Here is a 17,022-nt window from a genome sequence, read left to right as displayed (position 1 = left end):
CGATTTAATCACCCAAGCTTGATCACCCATCGATCAACCAACCCTGATCACTCTTGAGACCTCTGACAGTGGCTGCTATGCAGATTTGTCCCCAGTGCCAATGTGAAAACCCTGATGACAACAAGTACTGTCAGCAGTGTGGTGCCTCGCTCGATCGACTGCTCTGTCCGGAATGCGGCACTGAGAATCCCGTCGGTCAGCTCACCTGTAGTGACTGTGGCGAGGCGATCGGGACAGTTCTGCAAGCTCTTTTGGTGCCGCCGGAGCCGGATGCCGCTTGGCCAAATCCCCCCGAGACCAATGATCCCGACCAGCCTTTTCTGCGCTACAAGCCCTTGACTCCGATTCGGGCAATTGATGCCAGCGCCCAATATCAAACCCAAGTGCTGGATCAACAGCCCTATCGACTGCGATTTTTCGATCGCTGGTTGCACCAGCCGATCGAGGGCGACGCGGAACCCACCTTGCCCCCCAGCTCTCAACCCGCCACTTACGAACTCTCGATCGAGTCCCAGATTCCCTCCATTGCCCAACCCTATCTGCTGCTCGATTCACAACTGGGCCAACGCTTGCCCCAGGTCTACGACACCTGGCAAGGAGAAGGCTGGCAAGTTCTGTTGATTGAGGATCGATCGGACTGGAAATCCCTGAGCGATCTGTGGCGAGATCCCGACACACCCACCCTGCAAGTCCTGCACGATCTCTACGAAATGCTCGACCTTTGGGAAGAGCTAATTCCCGTGCAATGTACCGCCAGTCTGCTGGTGCTCGACAACCTGTGTGTTGACGAAGACAGCGTTCTGAGCCTCAAGCGTCTGCATGACCCCACCGCGCATCCGGAGCAGCCCACCGCCGCCAGCAGCCTCACGCACTTGGGCGAAGCCTGGCTACAGTTGCTGACCCAAGCGGAACACCCAGGAGCTGACTCCCTGATTAACCTGGCTCAACTGATTGCTCGGGGTCAGTTCACCAGCCCCGACGTGGTGCGCCAGCACCTGCGGCTCATTGCCGACAACTTGGAGCAAAAATCCCCCGTAGCGGCGATCGCCGCCACCAGCCTGAGCGAAAGCGTGGCCATGCCTTCTAGCTCGGTTGTTCCTAACGGTGGCAATCCGCTCGCTAATCTTCCCCTCAGCAGCCTGCGGGATGACGATGAGGACGATACACCCACGATCGTCCTGCCCATGAAATTGTCGAGTCTGGATGAGGCGGGGCGCACCGATATTGGTCGCCAGCGCGATCACAATGAGGACTACTTCGGCATTTACACCAACTTCCAGCGCCTGGAAACCCCCAACGGCAGGACGGTTCGGGCCCACAATCTCTATATTCTCTGTGACGGGATGGGGGGCCATGCCAGCGGGGAAGTGGCCAGCCACTTGGCGGTCAAGACCCTTCAGGACTATTTCCAAACCAATTGGCAAACTGAAATGCCCCCGATCGAGGCCATTCGAGAGGGCATCTTCATGGCCAATCAGGCCATTTACGACGAAAACCAAAGCGAGCAGCGATCGGGCAGTGGACGAATGGGAACCACCCTGGTTTTAGTGCTTGTCCACAACTCCAAGGTGGCCGTGGCCCACGTGGGAGACAGCCGGCTTTATCGGCTCACCCGCCGTCGGGGTCTTGAGCAAATCACCACCGACCACGAAGTCGGACAGCGGGAAATTCAGCGCGGCATTGACCCCGATGCCGCCTACAGCCGCCCCGATGCCTATCAACTCACCCAAGCTCTGGGGCCCCGCGATAACACCGGAGTGGATCCAGAAATCCAGTTTTTGGATCTGGATGAAGATGCTCTGTTGTTGCTCTGTTCCGATGGATTGAGCGACAACGACTTGATTGAAACCCACTGGCAAACCCACTTAGCCCCACTGATTAGCTCTCGCGCCAACCTTGACCAAGGGGTTTCGCAACTGGTGGAGCTGGCAAATCAGCACAATGGCCATGACAACATCACGGCTCTGCTGATTCGAGCAAAGGTGCAGCCCAACATGGACAGCATGTTGATGTAGAGCTGGGCGCTGATTGACGTAGAACTGAGTACTGAACTGGGCCAGTCGGCCAGGCTTCCTCAATGGCTTAACCAATATCCAGGAAGCCACGGTCGATCAAGCGGGGAGCGGGCTGAGTTCCTAGAGGCTAAATTCCTAGAACAGAGTGATCTTGGGATTTTCATCGATGCGAACGGTGAGCGATCGCTCGATTTGCCCTAGGTATTGGAGTTTCGAGATCCCATCCTCAGGATGAGTGACCGATCGCGCACGGATGGTCAACGAAGGCTTACCCCCCACTCGTCCAGGGGAGTAGAGGTCGATCGCGGCTTGCTTGAGGGTGGCCACCAACGCCTCCGATGGCAAGTCTGGCGAAACGGCGATCGTGGCGAGGGTTGCTCCCGTGTCATAAACCAGTTGGTAGGGGGCGGCTCCCTCAATGCGCGGCCGTTCCCGGAGGCTGAGGCCAAAACCAAACAACCCCGCCGCCACCACGATCGTGAACGCGGTGACTCCCACCAGTCGAAAGCGCCAGGCCCAGCCCAACACAAACGCCAAAATGGTCAAGAGCAAAAACAGACCATCGGCCGCCAAAGTCCACTTGGCCCCCTCGATCGCCAGTTCCGTCAGCCCTTTGCCATTCAAAAGTTGACTGAAATCCATCGCTTGCATTCCCCTTGTCTTCGCTATTTTTTGTCTTCGTTGTTTTTTAGATTGGCTATCTTTCAGATTTAGCTGTCTTGCAGATATTGATCTTTCAACATTCTTTTGGCTATTACGAGAGTGCCCGAAAAGTAGCCTGAGGGGCGAACCAAGCGCCAACAGTTGCGGGGGCAAGGAGCTTCAGCCCCTTGTCTGGGCCGGTTGATGAAACCCACAAAGCAGTAGTTTTGGCTTTCCAGACATCCTCTGATGGGATCTTTGAAAAGTTGGGAATGCCCAAAAGTTGGGAATACCCAAAAAAAGGGGTGGCTCACTGTCCACCCCTCAGACTCTATCGGTTTTGCTTCCACCGATGCAAGCGCACCATATGAGCACAGCCGAATCAGCGCAACCGATTAGCTCCTCTGCATCTTGGCGATCGGGAACCGTTCTGCGATTTGGCCCCGATCCCCAATGGCTCAGGTTTTAATCGTCATCACCCTTGCCGAAGCGCTTACCAATACCGGGGGGCAGGGTGTCAAACGTCCGCTTGCCACCAACGATTTGTTTCGCCAATCCGGGCGGCAGACCCAACAAACCACCGCCCAAGCTGATGTTGGTGATGTTCGTAATATTGGTGATGTTCGTAATATTGGTGATGTTCGTCACGTTGGTGGTGGAACCGCTGAGACTACCACCCGTAGTGCCGCCGCCCGTGGTGCCGCCTGTGCTGCTACCGCCGCCCGTGCTACCACCCGTGTTGGTGTCCGGCAGGCCAAAGATGCGGAAGTTGCTGGCAACCAATTCTGCTTCGGAGTAGATCTTCAGCGAGAAGCCCGAGGAAACCTTGACGATCGAGAAGAAGTTGCCATCTTCGTCGCGGCCCTTTTGGGTCACGGCTTTCAGCACATCGCCACCGGACTTGAAGCCCAAATTCGCCGCCAGGGCAATTCGATCGTCCTTCGTAGAGAAGTCATAAATCGTCGCTTCGCCGGTCAAGGGGTCGATCGAGCTGCTGCCCGTCGTGGAACCGGTTGTGCCCGTGCCCGTCGTACCCGTACCAGTTGTACCTGTGCCCGTGCCCGTCGTGCCCGTCGTGCCCGTGCCAGTTGTACCCGTGCTCGTCGTCCCGGTGGTGGTTCCGAGCGTAGTCCCCGTGGTGGAAGTCGAACCCGTCGTGCCGCCCGTGGTCGATCCGCTCGTGCCGCCCGTCAACGAATCGGAACCCGTAGTGGCCGTCACATCCAACTTGCCAAACAGGAACACATCCTTACCAGCGCCACCCCACAGGGCATCCTTACCGTAGCCACCCTCGATCGAGTCGTCACCTTCGCCACCCAGGATCGAATCATCGCCCTGATCGCCCACCAGGATATCTTTGCCAGCGCCACCGACAATAAAGTCATTGCCATCGCCGCCAAAGATCAGGTCATCCCCAGCATTGCCCGTCAGGATGTCATCGCCACCGAAGCCAAAGATCTTGTCATCGCCACCCAGGCCATTGAAGACATCTTTGTTGGAACCACCCCGGAAGAAATCATCTCCCTCGCTGGGCCGGTCAGACAAAGGCGAATTCGTGAAATCTGCATCCCGTTTTTCCTTGATGCCAAATTCTAGGAAGTGCTTGAACAGGTTCTTGACCTGTCCGCCCTTGAAGGCCTTGGAAAGGTCTTCGTTGAAGTCCAGGTAGAGATCTTGGTTGAACTTGGGTGAAGGGCTGAGACCCTTGGCAAAACCAACCGCTTGGAAGTGGGCAAAAGCGCTGCTGAATTGGCCGCTGGCAACCGCCGCTGCGGCATCCGGATTGGCTTCCAGATAATACTTGCCATCAAAGAATGTGCCGCTGTTGCGTCCTTCCTTGACCCCAACAGTCAGGAAGTGCTTGTAGCTGTAGGAAAACGACAGATTGTTGAACAGAATGAACCCGTCAACATCACCGTTGGTCTTCAGGTATTCATTGGGGTTGAAGAAGTAGCTGCCCACCCGCCGTTCTTGAACACCGGCTTTGATGAAGTGTTCAAAGGCGCTGCGGAAGCCGCTAGCTTTCAGCGAAATCTTCAGGTCAACGTTTAGCTCCAGATATGCCTTCGGATCGAAGACCAACGAAGGGGCCCGATCTTCAAACTGCCCAACCGTTAGGAAGTGCTGATAGGCGCTCTTGATGGAGCCACTCTGCACAGCGGCGACCACATCAGGATTTTGCTCCAGATAGAACTTTTCGTCGAAGCAAAGGGACGGGTCGATCGCGGCTCCCGTTGTGGTTCCGGTGGGGTCGGGGGTTGTACCCGTGGTTCCAGTCGTGCCCGTGGTACTCGTGGTTCCGGTCGTGCCGGTCGTGTCTGTGGTTCCGGTCGTTGTCCCGGTGGTTCCCGTTGCGCCCGTAGTTGTCCCGGTGGTTCCGGTTGTTGTCCCGGTGGTTCCCGTAGTTGTCCCGGTGGTTCCCGTTGTGCCCGTAGTTGTCCCGGTGGTTCCCGTTGTGCCCGTAGTTGTCCCGGTGGTTCCGGTCGTGCCCGTGGTTCCGGTCGTGCCTGTGGTTCCAGTTGTGCCCGTGGTCGTCCCGGTGGTTCCCGTCGTACCGGTCGTGCCCGTGGTGCTCGTGGTTCCGGTGGTTCCCGTCGTGCCCGTGGTTCCGGATGTGGTGGTTGGGGTGGTGGAAGTTGGAATAACTACAGTGTCCGTGGTGGGTGTTGTAGCCATGGTTGTTGATGTCCTCAGATATTGCTGATTAAGTCCCTAGATCTCGACTGGATGAGACAGATGAACGGGCTTGTTCACCTGCCATTTCGATCGCAGTCCATGGGCTGGGCAATCGTATTTCGAGCGATCGGGAAACAATGATTTGCTGATGGTGCGTTATTTCACAGCCCACAGCCTGCATCGAAATAATTGCGATACACCCAAATGCTTAGGATTGAAATTTCCTATAGCCGATCGATTCAGGTCAGTTACTGAGTCGATCGGTTTGCTGTTACGAGCTTTTGGCATCTCTGCCTTGTCAGACGAAGGGTTCCCAAATTGGTTCCCGTTCAATTTCTAAAATTCTGGATATTTTTTTGCATGGGTCTGTGACCATAATTTTTTTGAATTACTGTGAAATGCATGATAGTTCCCGCAGAAAGTTGGGTAATCTAAGAAAATTTGCAAGATTATTTTTAGCGGAATTTTTTAGGATCACAACCGCAAGACTCTGCTGCAAGAGAGCGATTCAAGCCTGGCAATAACTCCCAACTTCTACAGGATGATTGACTGCGAAATCGGACGCTTATGCCAGGTTGAAAACCGGCTAATGGCCCCGTGACTGTTGACCCTAATTTGCTGATCCCTCTCTTTGCCCAACCTGATGTTCTGAAGGGATGCTTGGGGTAGGGTGGAATGGGCAGTTAACCGGATGCGCCGGGCTTGTGGAGTTGCACTGTGGATCGGTTGGACTATCGTGGAGCGCTGGTGGTTTTGGCGGATGGGATGGGGGGACAGTTGGGCGCGTTTTATCGATCGCTCCTGGGAGATCCGGTGCGATCAATCGGTTCGGGCTATTGGGAATTTGGGCTAACGGGCGGTCTGCGCTTAGGAATTTTTCGGCCCCAACCCGAACAGATGGAACGCTTTCAGGGCACAACGGGGGGCTTTTGTCTCTGCTTGGAAGTGGTGAATTTGGATCAAGCGATCGCCCTGGTGAGCGATCGGGGGGCCACCTTGGCGGGGCCGGTGCGCATTGCGAGCCACGGCCGGGAAATTGACGCGATCGACCCGGCGGGGAACCGTTTGATTCTCTATGAGCCAAATGAATTGGCGAATTCTGGAATTAAGAATTCTTGAACTCAAGGACTTGAACTCAAGGACTTGAACTCAAGGACTTGATCGACAGCTATTGATCAACAACTTGATCAACAACTAAAGAACTGAGCCACTGGCGGCCAAAACTTGCTCGATCGCCCGAGCGGCCCCATCCTCCTCCACAGACGGCGCAACCCATTGGGCGATCGCCTTGACCGGTTCCGGCGCATCCCCCATGGCCACCCCCAAACCGGCATAGGCGATCGCTTCCAAATCATTGAAGTTATCGCCCACAAACATCACCTGCTCCGGCCGTAAACCCAACTGTTGCTCCGCCAAGTGCCGCAGTGCATTGCCCTTGTTCACATCCGGGTGCGCCACTTCCAAAAAGGTGGACACGGACGTGGTGAGGTAAGCTTCCTGGGCACAGTAGCGCTGGCGCAGTTTTTCCAAAAGATCGCGGGTTAAGTGGCGATCGGGACTAAGGGCCAACACCTTCGTGGGTTCGGGGCCCTGAGCCAGCACTTGCCGCAAATCTCCCACTTCGATCGGGGTCACGCCCGTGCGATCGGCATAATCTTGGCTGGCCGGTGTTAGTTGACGAATCAGCAAGCGATCATTCACATACAAATGCACCGACAGGCGATCGCCCCAGGCCGGCTCCTCCAAAAAGTCAACCACCTCCCGCGCCACAGTCCGATCCAGCGGACGGTGAAACAGTGGCTTGGGCTTAGGGCGATCGGCCGGTTGACTGTGGTCGGGTTGATCCATCCAAGCCCCCTGATAGGCAATCAGCGGTAGGGGGGTTTGAATCTCCCGATGAAACCGCAACGCCGAGCAATACATGCGCCCTGTGGCAATGGTGACAGCCAAACCCCGGGCCTGAGCCGCTTGGATCGCGGCCAGAACCGGGGGATTAATTTGGTTATTTCGACCCGCGATTGTGCCGTCAATGTCCAACACAATCAACCGAATTGCACGGGCCAAATGATGGGGAAATGGCTGCTGTCCGCCACTGCCCGATTGCCAAGCTTCTGTAAACACCATCGGAAGGCCCCTCGCCCTGAAGTCACGGCTTGAACGCTCCAAAGTCTAACGCTCTCCCCAGGGCCAAACCTAGCTAAGAAGGGTCTCTGGCCGGGGGAGGGCGATCGAACCATGGAGCATTCAGCAACTACGCGCAGCCGTGGGGCTAGGCCGCAATGGCGAACCGGGAATACATCGATGGTGAGTCTGCGAGTCCAAACAGTGGATCCGCCAAAAACCCAAACTTGGGTCGCCGCGCCACTCGTAACCATCCAAAGCCTTCGCTAAAGTGGTTGGTCGCGAGCATGGCCACTATTGCGGATTGGATCCAAAAGGTTCTTGGCCAACGCCAAGGTTTTCATAACTCCCTTCCAGGGAAGCCCACAGGGATTGCAGTTCATGAAAAGCTTCCTCGGGTGAGAGCTTGCCATTGGTCTCCAAGTTGCAAATGAAGCCAACTCGTTGGGCAAACTCTTGGAGGTTCGCGTTAAAGACCAAATTCTCGGGGCGAACTACGCCGCGATAGGTGGAGCAAGGAGCGATAAAGGTCGCATGGTCTTTCATGGGATAACCTCCAGGTCATACACGATTTGTGAATGGACGAAGAGGCGATCGCGAGCTTCCGGAAGATGTTAGAGCAGAGGGTTAAGGTCTGATTGCACCTGGTTGGAGGATAACGCTGGGCGATCGCGGTAACGGCGTGAGTTGGGCGCGAACGAAGCTCCCTTAAGGGCTTCTTAACCTAAGTTTAACCTAGTTTTGGAATTTTGGGCCTGAATTTGGAAAATTTGTCAAGCACCTGACCTGAACTGGACTGGGTTAAGGTTTTGCACCCGATCAAGACATCAATATTCCAGGGAGAGACTAGATTCCAGGGAGAGATTAGGGACTGATCGGAAAAAGATCCGATCGCTGGAGAAATTGATTAGTTTCAGCATCCCTGAAGTTGCGGAGAAACACTGCGATCGCGATCGTCCTCCAGCCCGATCGACATCATCACGCCCCCCTTGGATTTTGATTTTGCACTCTGGGCTTTTCGCCCTTGGCTTTTTCTCCCCTCAGTTCAGCCAATCAGGATCGTTCAAAGCCTGATTCACCAACGTTTCAAGCGACGTTTCCGTTAGGGTTGCAGGGCGCGAAAAGCCGAGAACAATTAACCATCATGGAGGAAACCGGGGCTTTTCGATGGGCCAAGGCCCAGTTCCTTAAGGATTCGAGACGATTCGTCAAAAAGATCGGAAAGCTCGGGAATGGTTCTGATTATTTCGGTTAACCGTGAACCATCGCGGAGAGCCTTACGGGCCGTGGCGATCCACTGAACTCAGCTCCCCGTTTGCCCTCTAAGGCTGTCCCGTTGTCAATCGATTCCTATCAATCGCCATCGAAATCCAACGATTGATGGCGACAGTATTTACAATTGGTTACTAAGTAACTGGTTCAGGCAACGTTCGCCATGACTTCAGCGATGACTCCTGTGTTTGATGCGACGGATCCCAAACGGGCCACGATCGAGGCACGGGCAGTGGCAGAGGATGTTTCCGCGCCGGTCTCGCCAAATCAGGGGCCCACCGACGACGAAGACATCGAAACCTATCGATCGCCCCACTACGACCCAGACGCGATCGACGCGGCCTATCGAGGACGCTGGTGGGCAGTGCTGCAACGGGCGATCGCCGTTTTGTGGCCCTGCTTCATGTTTGCCTTTGCGATTTGGCGCGATCGCCAGAGCACCCAAGTCAAGCGCAACGAAGCCCGCCGCGCTCGCCAGTTACGAGAATTGCTGACCCAGTTGGGGCCCGCCTTCATCAAAGTGGGCCAAGCCCTTTCCACCCGACCCGACCTCGTGCCGCCGGTTTATTTGGAAGAGTTGACCCAACTGCAAGATCAATTGCCAGCTTTTCCAAATGAAATTGCCTACCGATTCATCGAGGAAGAATTGGGCGATCGCCCCGAAAATTGCTTTGCCGAACTCAGCGAAAAACCCGTTGCCGCCGCCAGCCTGGGGCAAGTCTATCGCGGCAAATTGAAAACTGGGGAAGCCGTTGCCGTGAAAGTGCAACGCCCCGGACTCACGGAGCAAATCACACTTGACGTTTACATCATGCGTGGCCTTGCCAAATGGGCCATGAAAAATGTCAAGCGACTGCGGAGCAACCTAGTTGCCATTACCGATGAATTTGCGGCCCGCATTTTTGAGGAAATGGACTATTCCCAAGAAGGGCGAAACGCAGAACAATTTGCCAAGCTCTATGGCTCCATGGCAGAAATTTACGTGCCCAAAATCTATTGGCAATACACCGGCAAACGGGTGTTAACCATGGAGTGGATTTCGGGAACCAAGCTCACCAATTTGAAAGAAGTGGCCGCACAAGGCATTGATGCCACCCACTTGGTAAATGTGGGGGTGCAGTGTTCTCTGCGGCAATTGCTGGAACATGGTTTTTTCCATGCGGATCCCCACCCGGGCAACCTGTTGGCTATGCCCAATGGTCAATTGGCTTATCTCGATTTTGGGATGATGAGCCGGGTTAAAAAATATCAGCGCTACGGACTGATCGAAGCGGTGGTTCACATGGTGAATCGCGATTTTGCTCGATTGGCGGAAGACTATGTGAAGCTGGAGTTTTTGACCCCTGACACCAATTTGGAGCCAATTTCCCAAGCCCTATCCGGCGTGTTTAGCAATGCGTTGGGATCGAGTGTTTCGGAGCTGAATTTCAAAAATATCACCGATCAATTGTCAGGGGTGATGTATGAATATCCGTTTCGAGTTCCGGCTTACTATGCCCTGATTATTCGATCGCTGGTGACCCTCGAAGGGATTGCGATCAATGTGGATCCGGAATTCAAAGTGCTCAGCAAAGCCTATCCTTACATTGCCAAACGATTGCTCACGGATCCGGCTCCAGAACTACGGGCTTCGTTGCAAGATTTGCTGTTTCGGGAAGGAGATTTTCGTTGGAATCGGTTAGAAAATCTGTTGCGAAATGCCAAGGACAGTACTGATTATGATCTCAATGAAGGGATTGATCGGGCAGCAGAGTTTCTGTTTTCGGAGCGTGGGGAATTTATTCGCCAGCAGGTCGCCAATCGGTTAGTGGAAGCGATCGACGCGGCGGGCCAAAGTGCTTGGCGATCGCTCTTGGACAATTGGGGCAAGTTCCTGAACCGCAACCCGGGCAGTCCGGCAAGTTCCAACCCGGGAACCAACCCCAGCAACCCGCGCGAAACCCTGGAGCGGTTGCAACGCATTTGGCAGTTGCTTCAGGAAACGCCTGGGTTTGATTCCATGAAGCTGTTGCAGTTGGCGGCGCGGATCCTGGTGCGGCCGGAAACCCAGCAGTTGGGTCAACAAATCGCCGGAGAGTTAGCCCAACGCGCGATCGCCCGGTTGATTCGGGAGGTGTTGGTGGCGCGATCGCCCCAGCCAATGACCGATTCCAAGGCGGCCGTCCCGATCGCAGCTCTGCGTTAGGCAATCATCGGGAAAATTTGGATCCCTTGGGACTGGTGCTCAGGGTTGCTTGAGGCTTACTTGAGGGGAAGGCGATTGCTCGATCGGGCGATCGCCTTCTACGTTCAGAGCGCGATCCTCAGTTACCCGGCAGCCCCGCATTAGCTCGCCCAGCATTGGCTCACTCAGCATTCCTTGAGGGTCATTATTGATTTTTTATAACCCAATAACGATAAAAAGATAAAAGACCATCAACGGTTAAATTAAGAAGCGGTTGGCTGGCCGATCGCCCCTCCTCCCGAGACCCGATCGCCCCAGCCCCAAAAACCGCACAATTAAATCAATTCACTCGATCGATCCCACATCGCTTGAAATCGCATCGAGATCGCATCGACTGAAATCAACCGCGAGCGCCTGCGAATAACTGCAAGCACCTGGAATCACCCGTCCTTCAAGCGATTGATTGAACTCAGGGAAGCCAGGGCAACTAGTGCAATTAACGCAACTAGCGCAACTAGCCCCATTCGTGGGCTGGCGTTTGAATTTGAAATTGTTTTGAGAAAACTTGAAAAAAGGAGATCAAGCCGTGGTGGTTGCTGCACCGATTGGGGTTGAAGGGACAACGGATCGATCGACGACGATCGATGTGTTGATTGTCGGCGCGGGTTTAACGGGCTTGAGCGCTGCCCACCGCTTGGTGAATCACTCGGGCAACCGAGGGCGATCGACCCTGGTGGTGGAAGCGCAAAACCGTGTGGGCGGCAACATCACCACCCGATCGGCCGATGGGTTCCTGTGGGAAGAGGGGCCCAACAGCTTCGCCCCCACGCCAGAGCTGCTGAAACTCGCCGTGGAAGTGGGGTTGAAGGATGAGCTGGTGTTTGCGGATGGCAAGCTGCCTCGATTTGTCTACTGGGACGGTCGGTTACAAGCCATTCCCATGAGTCCCGGCGCATTTTGGAATTCCACCTTGCTGAGCGATCGGGGCAAAGCCAGACTGCTGTTAGGTGCGGCGGGTTTTGTGCCCCCGATCGTGGGTGCAGCCATTTCGGCAAGGGGCGGCGAAGAAACCGTCCGTGAATTCTTCACTCGCCACCTGGGTCAAGAAGCCATGGAGCGCCTCGTGGATCCCTTTATCTCGGGGGTTTATGCCGGAGATCCCAATGCCCTCAGTGCTTCGGCAGCCTTCCGCAAAATGGCCGCCATGCAAGCGGCCGGTGGTGGCTTGGGAGCCGGGGCAGCGCGGATTCTCTGGGCCAAACGCCAAGCGGCCAAACAAGCGCCCCCAGCCGATCCCCGCTTACCCAAGCCCAAGTCTGGGGAGTTGGGATCCTTCCGCGAGGGACTGCAAGCTTTGCCGGAAGCGGTGGCACGCGGTTTGGGCAATCGGGTCAAGCTGGGTTGGCAAGTGGAAGCGATCGCCCGTGATCCCCAAGGCACTTACCAGGTTGCGATCGCCAGCCCCGATGGCCCCCAACAGATCACGGCTCGATCGATCATTCTGGCTACCCCAGCTCCGGTCACGGCTCAACTGCTAGAACCCCTCGCCCCCCGAGCCAGCACCGCCCTCAACGCCATTCCCTACCCCGCCGTTGCCTGCGTAATTTTGGCCTATCCCGAAACCGCCTTTGCCCAGTCCCTGCGCGGCTTTGGCAACCTGATTCCCCGCAGCCTGGGCCTGCAAACCCTAGGAACCATTTGGGCATCCAGCCTGTTTGCAGGACGCGCTCCCCAAGGTTGGGCCCACCTAATCAACTTCATTGGCGGCGCACAAAACCCCACCCTGATCCACAAAACCGAAGACGAAATCGCCCAAATGGTTCATGCGGACGTGCGGCGGATTTTGCTGAAACAGGACGTGCCGCCCAAGGTGCTGTCGGTCAAACTCTGGCGACGGGCAATCCCGCAATACACAATCGGGCATGGGTCTCGCCTGGCCACCTTGCACCAGGAGCTTCAGCATTGGCCTGGCCTCTTTGCTTGCAGCAACTATGAAGGCGGCGTAGCGCTGGGTGATTGCGTGCGCCATGGTTGGGAACAGGCCGACGCGATCGAGCAGTTCCTCGGCAGTCGAGTCTAGGCAGTCGGGTCTAGACACTCAGCCCCCACCCACCCGATCGGGGATCTATTTTTGGATTTTGGATCGCGTTGAATTGTTTTGAATTACGTTCAACCATTTCTCAAAGGGCGCACAGTTCTCCTTTCGCTGTGCGCTCTTTGTTCAAATACCTGCGTTCTAATAGCTGCTGGTTGATCCCTAATTTGTGGATGATTAGTTGATTATTGGTTGTTGATCCCTGTTTGTTGATTGTTGTGCTTTTGACGATTGTTCTGGCTATGTTGCTGATTTTTCTAGTTTTCATGTCTAGATCTGCCCTTAAATTCATTTTTTAATTCGTTTATTGATTGATATTGTTCATTTTCTTATCTTTTTCACAGATTTTTACGATTTTTCTAGCTCCCAGATGCCTGTTGACCAACTCGCCAACTAGTTCACGGCCATTTCACTGATCGGCCCTTGGCACTCCCGTTTTTAGGCGACTGCATTGGAACTGCTATTTGTTTAGTCATTGCCGTTTATTGCGTTCTGATCGACGAAAATTTGGCTGATTTGTGAATTTTTATCGCGAAATTTCAAGAATTCTCAAGCTTATTAAAGGTTAATTGCAAAGCCGGGACTTTCCCAAACACCCAGCTAAATCGGGATGGTAATTTGGGACAGCACAGCCGCTCATTAGCGGTTCTTATTAGTGCCTTTTGTTTAAGAAATCATCAAGGGAAAAACCATGCAACCCGAGCAAAAAGATTTGGTCACTGGTGTTATTTCCGCTGCCGTTGGAGCCGGTGTGGCGGTGTCCTTCGCGGTGGCGTTCGGCCAAAGCCCCTGGATCGCGATGGGCATTACGGCTTTTTCGGCAGGTGTGGCCCTGTTGGTTGATCGCACCGGTTTGATGTAGTCGCCTCGCTGCGGTCTCTTTTCCTAAAATACGGCTCCCTAAAACAGGGAAAGCTGATCGTTTTGGGAATCGTTTTGGGATCCGAGGCGATCGCCCCCAGTCCGATCCCTGGCCATTGCTGCCGCACCTTCGGTGATTGATAACTGATTCCAAGGCAACGGGGCGATCGCGGCCACGGCCGGAACCGTCGCCGCCTCTAGTAAAGCCTGAAACTGGCGGGCCGTGTGGGGCGAATGCTCCTCGATCGGGCAATGGACAAAAAAATACAGTTGCACTCCTCGCTCCAGCCAGCGCAACACTCGATCGCGCCATTCCAACAAATAAGCCTCATTGCGCCAGGCTTCCGGGTGGGAAATGAACCGGACGATCGCGAACTCCGCCGTTACACAGGCTTGCAGCGGCAAATCCGGTTTGCGGCGCTGGGATTGCCGTTGGGGATCGTCCCGGGCCAAATCCAAGCCCCGATAAATGGGCCGCGTGTCCAACACCACCCGACCAATCCCCAGCTCTCGTAACCAACCATTGAGGCGATCACGCCAATGGGGCAAAAACCAATCCCGGTGGCGCACCTCCAAAGCCAAAGGAACATCGGTTGACTGTCGCCATTGGCTCAAAAACTGTCGCAGATCTGCGCTCTGGCTGGGGCCGTAGCTAGGAGGAAGCTGGGCAAACAAAGGCCCGCACCGATCGCCCAAGGCCGACGCTCGCTCCGCAAAGGCCAACGCTGCCGGCCCGCGATCGAGCAAGGGCCCCAGATGGGTCACATCCCGAGGCAACTTCAGGCAAAAGCGAAATCCATCGGGAACCAACGATCCCCAGCGCTGCACCGTGGCTGCCGTGGGCACACCATAAAACGTCGTGTTGCCCTCAACGGCCCAAAACCGCTCGCCATAACAACGCAGGGCTTTTTGCCCCGAAGTTCCCGGCGGATACACCGAACCCACCCAACCGGGATAAGACCACACGGCACAGCCGAGCCGAAATTGCCAGTCGATCGCCATACCCTATTGCTATACCCTATAGATCCTTCTAGATCCTTCAAAATAGATCCTTCAGAGTATCTTGCAATCATTGCTTCTCCAAAATGTCCCACAATCCTCCAGGGGGCATGACCCGTCACGGGTAAAGCTGCATCCAAATTCCGTAGCCCTCGCCAATAGATCAACTCCCTATTAGTCGCAAGCCTCATGATTCGGGCAAAATTACGCTCAAAGACTGACTGTGATTGATTTGTGTTCGTTTGGGTTTATAGGGTCTGAGTCGCATGGATTGTTCTGAAGTTTAGGAAACCGTCGTTCAGAAAATTCTTGGCGATCATTGTCGAGAAAAGTCAAATTTTTCAGGATTTTGAGCTTATTTTGGGCAATTTTTGGGAATTTTAGAACTTAGCCCCTATTTGCGCCTCTTCCATCAACCACAAGCGCAAAACCGTTTGGCGATAGTTGATTCACAGTTTCATCCACTACTCAAATCAGTGCATCTTATTCCGTAAAAACCCTGAGATCAGGCTGCGGATATTAATCTCAAGACAACTCTATCCCTCAGGACAAGCCACCATCAGTAACAAGCCTTAAACGCAGGGGCCAGAAAAACTAAGAAGTCAGAAAAACAACAAGGATCGGAAGTATAAATTGTTGTTGATGGCAACACCAACTGGGTCACTGACCCAGCAAACTTGCAAAGTAGTTCAGGCAGTTTCAAGGAGTTGAAAAATGAAGCAGGCCTCGCGATCGAGGCCGCGTGCTGGGAGGAAAGCGGGGATGGATCAATGCAATAGTGACTCTGGAGTTAACCGATGTTTGGACGTAGCAAAAAACTAATGCCGTCAGTGACCTATTTGGCTGAGGGAAGTGATTTTCAAGGAAACTTAAGAGTCCAGGGCGGTTTACGGGTTGATGGTGCGGTGCGGGGCACGGTGGAAGTGAATGGGGATTTGGAGATTTCGGCGACTGGCTCGATCGAAGGGCCCGAGGTCAAAGCCGGCAACATCATCATTCACGGCACAGTGAAGGCCAGTATTGTGGCCGAAGGGAGTCTGACCCTAACGCGCACCTCGCGCTTGGAGGGGGATGTGGTGGTTAGCGCCTTGAATATTGAAGCGGGGGCTTTCTACGTGGGCCACATTGTCACCAAGGATGCCAACCTGTTGCCCGTCGCTCCGCCGATTCCCAAATTGGTGGGCCGCAGCGAGTAGGGATTTCCAGGGATTTCCTAGGACACTAGGCAAGGTGAGAGGGGGCACCATGCCGTGAACAATCCATCAACCATTCAAAAACAACCGACCAACGACCGGGCCCCAATCGCCGTCGGGACTACAAATCCTACTGACCATTGAGATCATCGAGATTGGGTCTATCTCCTGGGGTTAGCGGTTCAGCCTCAACGACTGCGGCTTAACCCTAGGAGATAGATCCAGTTCTCTTGAGGGGGGTGTGGGCTTGGCAGGGCAACAGACAGGTGGGCCAAACCCGATCGAACCCAAATCAACTGGGACCCAAATCAACCAAAACGCTGATTTACGGCCTCAGTTTCACGATCTCAGTCACCGATCTCAGTTGCCCGATCGCCCGGGATATTCGGGATACATGTCACGGGGGCGATCGCGCCCGTCAATGCATTGGCCCATGGCGGTGGTGAGGTCACTGGTCACCTGGCGATTCAGGGTGGTGACGCAACGGGCAAACCGTTCGGGCAGCAAACTGCGGCGACAATGATCCAAAACGGCGCTGCCGTCAACGGCTCCGGCCCGCGAGATGCTGACCACACAGTTGGCGGTGTCGATCGGGCGGCGAGCTTGCCGACAGGTTCTGAGGGCCGCCTCCGCTGAGATGGTGGTTTTTTCGTCAATTCGCTCCACGCAGTCGCCCAAGTCCTCGGGGTGGAGCACATAGGCACAGGAGCTAGCAATCAGGTCGGGGCTGATGTTGGAGTCGCGCAGGTCGCGCACACAGCGATCGTATTCGTTAGCTTGGGCAGCGGTGGGGGTCAGCAGCAGCGGCAAACCCAGGGCGATCGCTGCGATTGTGGATTGAAGTTTCATCGCAAAGTTCAAGCGGTACTTGTGATGGGGACTTGATGGGAACTAGATGAGGAACTGTTGAGCCGTTGGACGATCGAGGACGGGGCGATGGGCAAACGAGGCCCATCCTCGATCGGGAACAGGGGCACGGTCGGC

At 55.0% G+C, this 17,022-nt stretch carries 14 protein-coding genes; 7 read left to right on the top strand and 7 right to left on the bottom strand.

Annotation, left to right across the window (positions count from 1 at the left end; translation table 11 throughout):
- Positions 1 to 77: 77 nt before the first annotated feature.
- A complete protein-coding gene (locus ACZA91_RS09920; RefSeq protein ID WP_190533321.1) occupies positions 78 to 2,015 on the top strand; it encodes a serine/threonine phosphatase in 1,938 nt (645 codons plus the stop codon).
- Between the two features lie 135 nt (positions 2,016 to 2,150).
- Here the strand turns inward: ACZA91_RS09920 and ACZA91_RS09915 are convergent, their stop codons facing one another.
- A complete protein-coding gene (locus ACZA91_RS09915; protein WP_463182186.1) occupies positions 2,151 to 2,657 on the bottom strand; it encodes a DUF2518 family protein in 507 nt (168 codons plus the stop codon).
- Between the two features lie 465 nt (positions 2,658 to 3,122).
- Positions 3,123 to 5,333, bottom strand: coding sequence for a calcium-binding protein (locus tag ACZA91_RS09910; RefSeq protein WP_463182183.1), 2,211 nt, complete (start codon positions 5,331 to 5,333; stop codon positions 3,123 to 3,125).
- A gap of 717 nt (positions 5,334 to 6,050) precedes the next feature.
- Between ACZA91_RS09910 and ACZA91_RS09905 the strand changes: the two genes are divergently transcribed.
- Positions 6,051 to 6,452 carry a VOC family protein gene (locus ACZA91_RS09905; RefSeq protein ID WP_463182180.1) on the top strand — a complete coding sequence of 134 codons (402 nt, stop codon included), beginning with the start codon at positions 6,051 to 6,053 and terminating at the stop codon, positions 6,450 to 6,452.
- Between the two features lie 75 nt (positions 6,453 to 6,527).
- Here ACZA91_RS09905 and ACZA91_RS09900 read toward each other — a convergent pair whose 3' ends face one another.
- The 3 genes from ACZA91_RS09900 to ACZA91_RS09890 all read right to left on the bottom strand — a co-directional run bounded on the left by ACZA91_RS09900 (position 6,528) and on the right by ACZA91_RS09890 (position 8,000).
- Complete coding sequence (locus ACZA91_RS09900) at positions 6,528 to 7,457, bottom strand: Cof-type HAD-IIB family hydrolase (RefSeq protein ID WP_190526755.1); 930 nt, start codon at positions 7,455 to 7,457, stop codon at positions 6,528 to 6,530.
- Between the two features lie 145 nt (positions 7,458 to 7,602).
- Positions 7,603 to 7,743 carry a hypothetical protein gene (locus ACZA91_RS09895; RefSeq protein ID WP_463182178.1) on the bottom strand — a complete coding sequence of 47 codons (141 nt, stop codon included), beginning with the start codon at positions 7,741 to 7,743 and terminating at the stop codon, positions 7,603 to 7,605.
- A 5-nt stretch (positions 7,744 to 7,748) separates the two neighbouring features.
- On the bottom strand, positions 7,749 to 8,000 hold the full coding sequence (locus ACZA91_RS09890) for a DUF7219 family protein (RefSeq protein ID WP_099534583.1): 252 nt from the start codon (positions 7,998 to 8,000) through the stop codon (positions 7,749 to 7,751).
- Between the two features lie 478 nt (positions 8,001 to 8,478).
- On the opposite strand from ACZA91_RS09890, the gene ACZA91_RS09885 reads away from it, so the two are divergent.
- The 4 genes from ACZA91_RS09885 (at position 8,479) to ACZA91_RS09870 (ending at position 13,847) form a co-directional block, all read left to right on the top strand.
- On the top strand, positions 8,479 to 8,709 hold the full coding sequence (locus ACZA91_RS09885; RefSeq protein ID WP_463182175.1) for a hypothetical protein: 231 nt from the start codon (positions 8,479 to 8,481) through the stop codon (positions 8,707 to 8,709).
- Between the two features lie 192 nt (positions 8,710 to 8,901).
- Positions 8,902 to 10,911, top strand: coding sequence for an ABC1 kinase family protein (locus ACZA91_RS09880; RefSeq protein WP_463182172.1), 2,010 nt, complete (start codon positions 8,902 to 8,904; stop codon positions 10,909 to 10,911).
- Between the two features lie 568 nt (positions 10,912 to 11,479).
- The gene (hemG, locus tag ACZA91_RS09875) at positions 11,480 to 12,970 is read left to right on the top strand and encodes a protoporphyrinogen oxidase (RefSeq protein WP_347343139.1); all 1,491 of its coding nucleotides are present in this window, start codon (positions 11,480 to 11,482) and stop codon (positions 12,968 to 12,970) included.
- A gap of 706 nt (positions 12,971 to 13,676) precedes the next feature.
- The gene (locus ACZA91_RS09870) at positions 13,677 to 13,847 is read left to right on the top strand and encodes a hypothetical protein (RefSeq protein ID WP_190355568.1); all 171 of its coding nucleotides are present in this window, start codon (positions 13,677 to 13,679) and stop codon (positions 13,845 to 13,847) included.
- A gap of 38 nt (positions 13,848 to 13,885) precedes the next feature.
- Here the strand turns inward: ACZA91_RS09870 and ACZA91_RS09865 are convergent, their stop codons facing one another.
- Positions 13,886 to 14,848: a DUF72 domain-containing protein gene (locus ACZA91_RS09865; protein ID WP_463182168.1), complete on the bottom strand. Its 963-nt coding sequence runs from the start codon at positions 14,846 to 14,848 to the stop codon at positions 13,886 to 13,888.
- Between the two features lie 794 nt (positions 14,849 to 15,642).
- Between ACZA91_RS09865 and ACZA91_RS09860 the strand changes: the two genes are divergently transcribed.
- A complete protein-coding gene (locus tag ACZA91_RS09860) occupies positions 15,643 to 16,041 on the top strand; it encodes a bactofilin family protein (RefSeq protein WP_099534580.1) in 399 nt (132 codons plus the stop codon).
- Positions 16,042 to 16,398: 357 nt separating this feature from the next.
- Here the strand turns inward: ACZA91_RS09860 and ACZA91_RS09855 are convergent, their stop codons facing one another.
- Complete coding sequence (locus ACZA91_RS09855; RefSeq protein WP_190355570.1) at positions 16,399 to 16,887, bottom strand: hypothetical protein; 489 nt, start codon at positions 16,885 to 16,887, stop codon at positions 16,399 to 16,401.
- Between the last annotated feature and the right edge of the window lie 135 nt (positions 16,888 to 17,022).

It is taken from the genome of Limnothrix sp. CMB-01 (genome assembly GCF_055193175.1).
This window is presented reverse-complemented; position numbering and strand designations above follow the sequence as displayed.